Here is a 2,706-nt window from a genome sequence, read left to right on the forward strand (position 1 = left end):
CATCATTTGGATCATGCCATCGGTCGGGTCATCGATACCCTGAAAGGTCAAAATCTCTACGACCACACCCTAATACTCTTTTCATCCGACAACGGTCCACAAGTCAATTGGCCGGGCAACGCCTACCCCGACGACCTAAAACTTACCGACTTCAACCAACCCATTCCGATGAGAGGAAGTAAAATAGATGTCTATGAAGGAGGTATCAAGGTGCCTGGGTTTGCGGTATGGCCCAAAAAAATAAAACCTCAACGAATCGATACCCCCATGCACATCGTGGACTGGTTTCCCACAATTGCTCAGTTGGTTGGATTCCAAAGAACCGACTCACTCTCCTGGGATGGTTTTGATCAGTCCCCCAACATTCTAAGTGGTGCGAAAGCTCCGGAACGGGACTTTTACTGGGTGCAGGGCAACCGTCGCCGTGCCGTCCGGCATGGCAGTTGGAAGATCGTGTGCTACTCCAAAAAAATCCCCCAAAAACCATCCGACTGGGCTTTGTACAACCTCAGCATAGATCCATTAGAGAAAGAAAATGTAGCCTCAATGAACCCAAAAGTTCTCGCCCAAATGCATGGGCGCTTTATTAAACACAAGACCTTGGATAAAACCCGCTAGAACATAACATTCTCAAAGTTAATCTTGCTTTGCAGTTTTTGGACATGCGTTGATCTATTAAGCATTAAATCGTTCACTCACTCCCTCAAGTCTTGACCTGGAAACCCAGAGCAGAAGATAATTGAGTCATGCCTACTTTTTTAAATATCTTTTTCGTAATTGCCTGCTTTCATTTTGCATGGGGAACCCAAAACAAAAAGCCAAACATCTTGTTTCTCTTTGCTGATGATCAAAGCTATGAAACTCTAGGGATGCTTGGGTTGACCGAGGTAAAGACTCCTAACCTTGACCGACTGGCTCAAGAGGGAGCTTTCTTTGACCGGGCTTACAATATGGGTTCATGGAGCGGAGCTGTCTGCGTGGCCAGTCGTCATATGTTAAACACCGGAGCTTTTATCTGGCGGGCTCAAAAAACTCATAAGACTGCAAATAAGGAACAGAAAGAAGGTAGATATTGGGCGAAATATATGAAATCGGCTGGTTATAAAACCTACTTCACTGGTAAATGGCATCTACCTGCCAAGATAAACGAATGTTTCGACATTGTACAAAATCCGCGAGGTGGCATGCCCAAGACGGTTCCGTCCGCTTACCAACGTCCCCAGGCAAATGGGGAGGATTCATGGAGTCCCTATGATCCAAAACACGGCGGCTTTTGGGAAGGTGGAAAACATTGGAGTGAAGTTACCGCTGATGATGCCATCCAATTCATTCACTCTGCCAAGGAACACACCGAGCCGTTTTTTGCTTACATTGCCTTCAATGCTCCGCACGACCCCAGGCAATCTCCCAAGGAATATTTGGATAAATACCCACTTGATAAAATAAGCGTACCCAAAAGCTTCCTCCCATCCTATCCTCACAATCAGGCTATGAGTTGCCCCCCTTCTCTTCGTGACGAAAACTTAGTTCCTTATCCAAGAACCAAAGAAGCAGTAAAAGTACATCGCAAAGAATATTTCTCCATCGTCACCCATATGGATGATCAAATTGGACGAATCCTCAAAGCTTTAAAAAAATCCGGACAAGCCGATAATACCTACATCTTCTTTACCGCAGACCATGGACTCTCAGTCGGACATCACGGTCTAATTGGGAAACAAAACTTGTACGAGCACAGCACCAGAGTGCCCTTTATAATTACTGGGCCAGGTATTCCCAAAGACCGAGTCATCCGCGACCCCATTTATTTACAGGATGTCATGCCAACCACCTTAGCGATTGCCGACTTCGAGAAACCAAAACAAGTTCAATTTCAAAACCTTTTACCATTGGCAAAGGGGATAAAATTTTCCTCAAAACATAAAGAAATTTATGGAGCGTACTTAGATGCACAAAGGTCAATCACCCTGGACAACAAAAAATTGATTGTATACCCCAAAGCCAAAGCGTATCGCATTTATGACCTCACTGAAGACCCATTAGAAATAAACGATCTTGTCGGTTCCCCAAAGGGCGATCAGTTAGCTCAAAAGCTTTTTCCCAGACTGATCCAACTACAACATCAAATGGAAGACACCTTGGATTTAAAGTCAGTTTTTCCGGCACTTTTTAAGAAAAGCTAACAGTTGTTTTATGATTAAATGGAACAAGAGAATCTCGCTCCCATACTAGTTGTAAGAAACTCTCCCCAAGCAACATAAGGAGGATGTATGCAAAACAATACTCCACGTTTTGACCCAAACCCTACTGTTTCCCAAGTACTAAGCGGGAACAAAGATGCCTATCGTCTTATTGTTTCTGAGTACGGCTTGCTAGTAAGAGGCTTTCTCGCCGCCCGAGTCTACCATCTGGCCGATGCGGAAGATCTCGCTCAAGACACATTTGTTAAAGCCTATGAAAAGCTTGAAGATTATGAACTGGGCACCAACTTCCGGGCCTGGCTGATGAGCATCGCTCAATTTTTACTTAACAACCATTGGCGCAAAAATGGAAACCGGGCCACAGTGATGGAAAAGTTCAGGCATGACATTGCCGAATCCATCCAGGCCGAGCTCAAAGTTGCTCATGAAGAAGTGGATGAATCTAGAATCCCCAAGCTTCTAGATTGCATTACCAAACTTCCTGACAACTTAAGAAAAGTCATTC

Annotated in this window: 3 protein-coding genes; all 3 read left to right on the forward strand. The window is 44.6% G+C overall.

Annotated elements, in window-relative coordinates:
* Window positions 1–618 (forward strand): sulfatase family protein (locus ACKPQ4_RS02480; RefSeq protein WP_407679630.1); only part of this gene is annotated, 618 nt, incomplete at its 5' end.
* A 128-nt stretch (window positions 619–746) separates the two neighbouring features.
* Window positions 747–2,183, forward strand: a complete 1,437-nt coding sequence (locus tag ACKPQ4_RS02485) for a sulfatase-like hydrolase/transferase (protein ID WP_407679631.1) — start codon at window positions 747–749, stop codon at window positions 2,181–2,183.
* Window positions 2,184–2,270: 87 nt separating this feature from the next.
* A partial coding sequence (locus tag ACKPQ4_RS02490) for a sigma-70 family RNA polymerase sigma factor (protein WP_407679632.1) occupies window positions 2,271–2,706 on the forward strand: 436 nt, incomplete at its 3' end.

It is taken from the genome of Candidatus Chordibacter forsetii, from assembly GCF_964187505.1.
Taxonomy (GTDB): domain Bacteria; phylum Verrucomicrobiota; class Verrucomicrobiia; order Opitutales; family Seribacteraceae; genus Chordibacter; species Chordibacter forsetii.